5 protein-coding genes are annotated in these 5,849 nt (G+C 74.5%); 4 read left to right on the top strand and 1 reads right to left on the bottom strand.

Going from position 1 to position 5,849, the window contains the following annotated elements; translation table 11 throughout:
• Positions 1–84: 84 nt before the first annotated feature.
• Positions 85–1,434 (bottom strand): tetratricopeptide repeat protein, encoded by a 1,350-nt coding sequence (locus tag AADR41_RS40805; protein ID WP_342287412.1) that lies wholly within the window; start codon positions 1,432–1,434, stop codon positions 85–87.
• A gap of 243 nt (positions 1,435–1,677) precedes the next feature.
• Between AADR41_RS40805 and AADR41_RS40800 the strand changes: the two genes are divergently transcribed.
• From AADR41_RS40800 to AADR41_RS40785, 4 genes are all read left to right on the top strand, one after another.
• Positions 1,678–2,121: a hypothetical protein gene (locus AADR41_RS40800; protein WP_342287411.1), complete on the top strand. Its 444-nt coding sequence runs from the start codon at positions 1,678–1,680 to the stop codon at positions 2,119–2,121.
• 140 nt (positions 2,122–2,261) lie between these two features.
• A complete protein-coding gene (locus AADR41_RS40795) occupies positions 2,262–3,197 on the top strand; it encodes a spermidine synthase (RefSeq protein WP_342287410.1) in 936 nt (311 codons plus the stop codon).
• A 112-nt stretch (positions 3,198–3,309) separates the two neighbouring features.
• Positions 3,310–4,014, top strand: coding sequence for a response regulator transcription factor (locus AADR41_RS40790; protein ID WP_342287409.1), 705 nt, complete (start codon positions 3,310–3,312; stop codon positions 4,012–4,014).
• A complete protein-coding gene (locus AADR41_RS40785; protein ID WP_342287408.1) occupies positions 4,011–5,456 on the top strand; it encodes a sensor histidine kinase in 1,446 nt (481 codons plus the stop codon). The genes AADR41_RS40790 and AADR41_RS40785 overlap by 4 nt, the downstream gene beginning before the upstream one ends.
• The last annotated feature ends 393 nt before the right edge of the window (positions 5,457–5,849 follow it).

Here is a 5,849-nt window from a genome sequence, read left to right as displayed (position 1 = left end):
GCGCCCCCCCCCCCCCCCCCCCCCCCCCCCCCCCCCCCCCCCCCCCCCCCCACCGGCCGTCTGGACCGGTGGGCCGGACGCGTCCTACGTCGCGGCCTTCCTCAGCTCCGCGTGCCGCTCCAGGAAGTCCCGTACCTCCGCCACGCCCCGCTGCGGCACCAGCACCCCCGTCGCCTCCGCCAGCATCGCCCGGATGCGGGTCGACCGGACGCGGTCCAGCAGGTCCAGCACCTGATGCCCCGCCGTCGCCGCCTCCGCGGCCCGGCCGGCCCGGGCGAGGTCCCAGGTCAGCTCGGCCCGGTACAGAGCCAGGTTCCGGGTGAAGTGCGGGTCCTGGAGCCGGGTGGCCCGCAGCGCGTGCCGGGCCGCCCGTGACCAGTCGCCCAGCGCCGACCAGCACTGCGCCTGGAGCATCTCCAGCTCCGCCTCCCGGAAGAAGGTCATCCACTCCGGATCGGTGTCACGCGGCCCGCGCCCGAACGCGGTGTGCGCCCGGCCGATCGCCCGTTCGCAGCCGGTACGGTCCCCGAGCCCGGCCCGGCCCCCCGCCTCGCGCAGCGCGAGCAGGGCCAGCAGCCGGGGCGAGCCCAGCGGCTGCGCCGCCCGCTGCCCGGCCTCCGCCGCGCGCACGGACTCACGGGGTCGCCCGGCGTCCCGGGCCAGGAACGAGGTGTTGCAGAAGGCGTGCGCCTCCAGTGCCGCGTCACCGGCCACCCGTGCCGTCGCGAGCGCCTCCGCGTAGTGCGAGCGGGCGTCCTCGAACCGGCCCGAGTCATGGGCCAGCCAGCCCACCGAGATGGCCAGTTCGCCCGCCCCGGCATGCAGCCGGTCGGCGGTGGAACGCCTGGTGGCCGTGCCGGAGTCGAGCAGCGCGTACGCCGCCCGCAGCGGCCCGGACGCCCTGCGGTACAGGCCGTCGCCGCCGTGCCGGTCGTCGAGCAGCCGGATCTGCCGCACCGCTTTTTCGACGGCGCCGATCTCTCGCTCGCCGACCCGGCGCGGGTCGGGCGGGGCGGCGGCCGCGGCGGACGAGCCGCCGGGGCCCAGGGTCGTGGCGGCCATCGCGGTGGTGCCGCTCGTCATGAATACGCGACGCAGCACGTCGCTCTCCTCGTCGGTGTCGCTGTGGGGCGTAGGGGGCGGTGAGGTTTCGGCAGTGGCCCGCGCCGCCCGGCCGCGCACGGTTTCGCGCGGCGAGAAGCCCAGGTCCGCCAGGGTCGTCCCGGGGAACATGTGCCGGAAGACCCGCTCGTACGCGTAGTTCGGGCAGCGGATCTCCCCGGACTCCACGCGTCCGATGTACCGGGCGTCGCACGCGACCTGCTCACCGATCTCGCGGGCGGATCTGCGTACCGCGGCAGCGAACTCCCCGGCGGAGCGCTGTCCGCGCAGCCGCCGGAAGGCGAGGTTGGGAACTGCCCCTGTCGACACCATGGACCGGAACCTCTCTTCCGCAGCCGGGGTTCCTGCTTCCGGTGTCCCGGCGGAGCAAGAACGTACCTGCTGTGACAGGTCACACATGGAGCGTTTAAGCTCAAATGAGGGCATCTCGCCCGCAATCCGCCATGAACTGCCACCCTTTGCGGCGGCGTGGCACCGTAGCCCTTGACGCAGTCGGCGCGTTGGTCCATGAGGAGACGGAAACCGGCTCCGCCCGGCGATGAGAGGAGAGGTCCCTTGTTGCAGCCCGGCACGGAGACCGACGCACGGACGACTGCGACGACCCCGGCCGCGACGGGGGCCGCGGCACCCGCATCCACGGAGGACCACGGCGCCGAACCCTGCGACCTGGTGACCGTCCCGGCCCGCCAGGGGCTGGAGGCCGTGGACATCCTGCGCCGGGACACCGAGCAGGACATCGGCCCGGTCCTGCACGACGGCACCTGCGACACCCTCGGCTTCCTCGTACCGCCGGGGACCGCCGAGGCCTGGGACGTGCCGGGCAGCGCCTGCACACAGACCGCCGGCCGCGGGCTGCGCATCCCCGCCGAGCCGCCGGTCACCGGCAGCGGCTGGCTGCTGCCGCCCGAGGAGGACGCCCCGGTCACCGACCCGGCCGTGCTGCGGGCCGCACTCGACCAGGCTGCCCGGCTGATCGAGGCGGCCGACAGCTGCCGCTGACCGCCGGCCTCCCGGCCGCGCGCCCATGAGCCGCAGGCTCCCCGGCCGCGCGCCCATAATGGGCAGGTGGGCGGGTTTCCCCGGCACGGCCGGTTCCACGCCGGTCCGGAGCGAAGAGCAGTGAGCAGGCACGAGCAGCGGTGGCACGTCGAGGAGGGTCGGGCGGGGGTGCGGGCGCCCGCAAGCGGTCCGACCGCAAGGCCGAGAACAGGACCGAACGCGGTGCCGGGCGCGCCGGGCGCAGGACGGAGCCCCTCGCCGAACCGGTGGACGGCTCCCTCGCCGAGCTGGTGCCCGACCGGGAGCGGCCGCACGCCTGGACACTGACGCTGGACGGCGCCCCGCAGTCCCATGTGGACCTGGACGACCCCACGTTCCTGTCCTTCGAGTACCAGCGCCGGATCGGCCACATCGCCGATCTCGTCGCGCCCCCCGGACAGCCGCTGCACGTGGTGCACCTGGGCGGCGGCGCCTTCACGCTCGCCCGCTACATCGCCGCGACCCGGCCCCGCTCCACCCAGCAGGTCATCGAGGTGGACGCCGCCCTGGTCGAACTCGTGCGCCGGGAGCTGCCGTTGGACCCGCAGGCCAGGATCCGGGTCAGGGCCACCGACGCCCGCGCCGGGCTCGGGAAGCTCCAGGACGGCTGGGCGGATCTCGTCATCGCCGACGTCTTCAGCGGGGCCCGTACCCCCGCGCATCTCACCAGCACCGAATTCCTCGCCGAGGTCCGCCGGGTCCTGAAGCCCGGCGGGAGTTACGTCGCCAACCTCGCGGACGGGCCGCCGCTGACCCATCTGCGCGGCCAGATCGCCACCGCGGCCACGGTCTTCCCGGAACTGGCGCTCGCCGCCGACCCGACCGTGTGGCGCGGCCGCCGCTTCGGCAACGCCGTGCTGCTCGCCTCGGACCTGCCGCTGAAGGTGGCGGAACTGACCCGCCGGGTGGCGACCGATCCGCATCCCGGACGCGTCGAACACGGGCGGGCGCTGGCCGACTTCACCGGTGGAGCGGCCGCGGTGAACGACGCGGACGCCAGGCCGTCCCCGGCACCGCCCCCCTCGGCCTTCGGCTGAGCAGCCGCACGAGTTCACCGTAACCGGCACATCCTGCACCATCGGGCCGCCCGCCGTCGCGTCACCCCCGCGACCGACACCACCCGCACCCGGATGGCGTACGGTGCCGCCCATGGCAAGTGTGCTCGTGGTCGAGGACGACCAGTTCGTACGTTCCGCCCTCATCCGGCACCTGACCGAGGCGTCCCATACGGTGCGGAGCGTGGGCACCGCGCTCGAAGCGCTGCGCGAGGTGGCCCACTTCCGCTTCGACGTGGTCATCCTCGACCTCGGCCTGCCCGACCTCGACGGCGCCGAGGCGCTGAAGATGCTCCGGGGCATCACCGACGTACCGGTGATCATCGCCACCGCGCGGGACGACGAGAGCGAGATCGTCCGGCTGCTCAACGACGGCGCCGACGACTACCTGACCAAGCCGTTCTCGGTGGAGCACCTGTCCGCGCGGATGGCCGCCGTACTGCGCCGCTCGCGCGCCGCCGGGAGCGAGGCGCCGCCGCCGAGCGCGATCCGGGTCGGCGGACTCGCCATCGATCCGCTGCGCCGCCAGGCCGAACTGGACGGCGCCACCCTCGACCTGACCCGGCGGGAGTTCGACCTGCTCGCCTTCCTCGCCGGCCGGCCCGGGGTCGTCGTGCCCCGCAAGGAACTCCTGGCCCAGGTCTGGCAGCAGTCCTACGGCGACGACCAGACCATCGACGTCCATCTCTCCTGGCTGCGCCGGAAGCTGGGCGAGACGGCCGCGCGGCCGCGCTATCTGCACACCCTGCGCGGCGTCGGCGTGAAGCTGCAGCCACCCGTTCCGGAGCAGCCTGCATGAGATGGGCGCTGGTCAAGGTCTGTCTCGCCGTCACCGCGATGGTCGTGGTCGCCTTCGCCGTGCCTCTCGGCCTCGTCGTCAAGGAGATGGCCCGGGACCGTGCCTTCTCCGACGCCGAACGGCAGGCCGCCACCATCAACCCGACGCTCTCCATCACCACCGACCGCGACGAACTCGAAACGGCCGTCCTGACCACCGAATCGGGCGGCGCGGGCCGGATGGCCGTGCACGTCCCCGCCGCCGACGAGCCGGACAGCCGGCCGCTGGAGATCGGCACCGGGCACGCCACCCACGAAGACCTGGAGACCGTACGGGAATCGGGGCGCGCCGCGATCACCGAGGTGCCGGGCGGCTCCGCGCTGCTCCAGCCGACCGCGCTCGGCTCCGCGGACAACGCCGTCGTCGAGGTGTTCGTGCCCGAGGCCGAGGTCTCCAACGGCGTCGCCACCGCCTGGCTGGTGCTGGCGGGCGTCGGCGTCGCGCTGATCGTCGGCTCCGTCGCGGTCGCCGACCGGCTCGGCGTACGGATGGTGGAGCCCGCCCAGCGGCTCGCGGGCGCCGCCCACGACCTGGGGGAGGGCCGGCTGGGCACCAGGGTCGCGGAGGAGGGCCCGGCCGAACTGCGCTCGGCCGCCGCCGCGTTCAACTCCATGGCCGACCAGGTCGTCCAGCTCCTCGCCAACGAACGGGAGCTGGCCGCCGACCTCTCGCACCGGCTGCGCACCCCGCTCACCGTCCTGCGGCTCAACGCCGCATCGCTCGGCGAGGGACCGGCCGCCGAACAGACCCGGGCCGCGGTCCAGCAGTTGGAGCACGAGGTCGACATCATCATCAGGACCGCCCGCGAACAGCGCCCGGCGGCCCAGGGGCTGAACGGCGCGGCCGGGGCGGGCTGCGACGTCTCCGAGGTGATCCGGGACCGGATGGCGTTCTGGTCGGCGCTCGCCGAGGACGAGGGCCGCGAGGTGCGCCTGGCCGGGGTGGACCGGACGGTACGCATCCCGGTCGCCAGGCCGGAACTGGTCGCCGCGCTCGACGCATTGCTCGGCAACGTCTTCCGGCACACCCCGGTGGGAACCGCCTTCGCCGTCGATGTGCACCACAGCGGCGACGCGGTGATCGTGCTGGTCTCGGACGCGGGCGGCGGGATCGACGACCCGGCGGCGGCCCTGGCCCGGGGCGGCAGCGGCCGGCCGGGAGGTTCGAAGGGCGCGGTGGGATCGACCGGGCTCGGCCTCGACATCGTCCGCCGGGTCGCGGAGTCCACCGGCGGCGACGTGCGGATCGGGCACTCGGTGCTCGGCGGCACGGAGGTGCGCGTCTGGATCGGCCTCGAAGGGCAACGGCCCGAACGGGACCGGCACGGGCACCGGGTGGGGCGGCGACGGCGCGGAGCGGGGCGCCGGAACGCGGCCCTCCGATCCCGTTCCGGGAAGGCTTGAGGGCCTGACCTCCGGCGGGAGGCTCCGCCCGGTCTCCGGCTGGGACTCCGCCCGGTTCTCGGGCGCGGCTCCGCCCGATCTCCGGCCGGGACTCCGCCCAATCTCCGCCCGATCTCCGGCCGGGCCTTTAAAGGCTGCCGATGTGCTCCTTAAGGCGTTCATAAGAAGTCCGGCCAACCGCCGAAGAGCGGCATTTGCCGGTTTCGCTGCGGCTAGCGTTCTCCTGAAGCCCCCGACCACCGAGTCCCCGATCACCGAGTCCCCGATCACCGGGCCCACAACCACAGGGTCCACAACCACGCGTACGAGCAGGTCCCTTGCCCCGGGGGCCGCAACTGTCCTCCGTCCTCCGCCCACCCCGGCCCGGGGGGGGGGGGGGGGGGGGGGGGGGGG

This window comes from Streptomyces sp. CLV115 (genome assembly GCF_038448545.1).
Lineage (GTDB): Bacteria > Actinomycetota > Actinomycetes > Streptomycetales > Streptomycetaceae > Streptomyces > Streptomyces sanglieri.
This window is presented reverse-complemented; position numbering and strand designations above follow the sequence as displayed.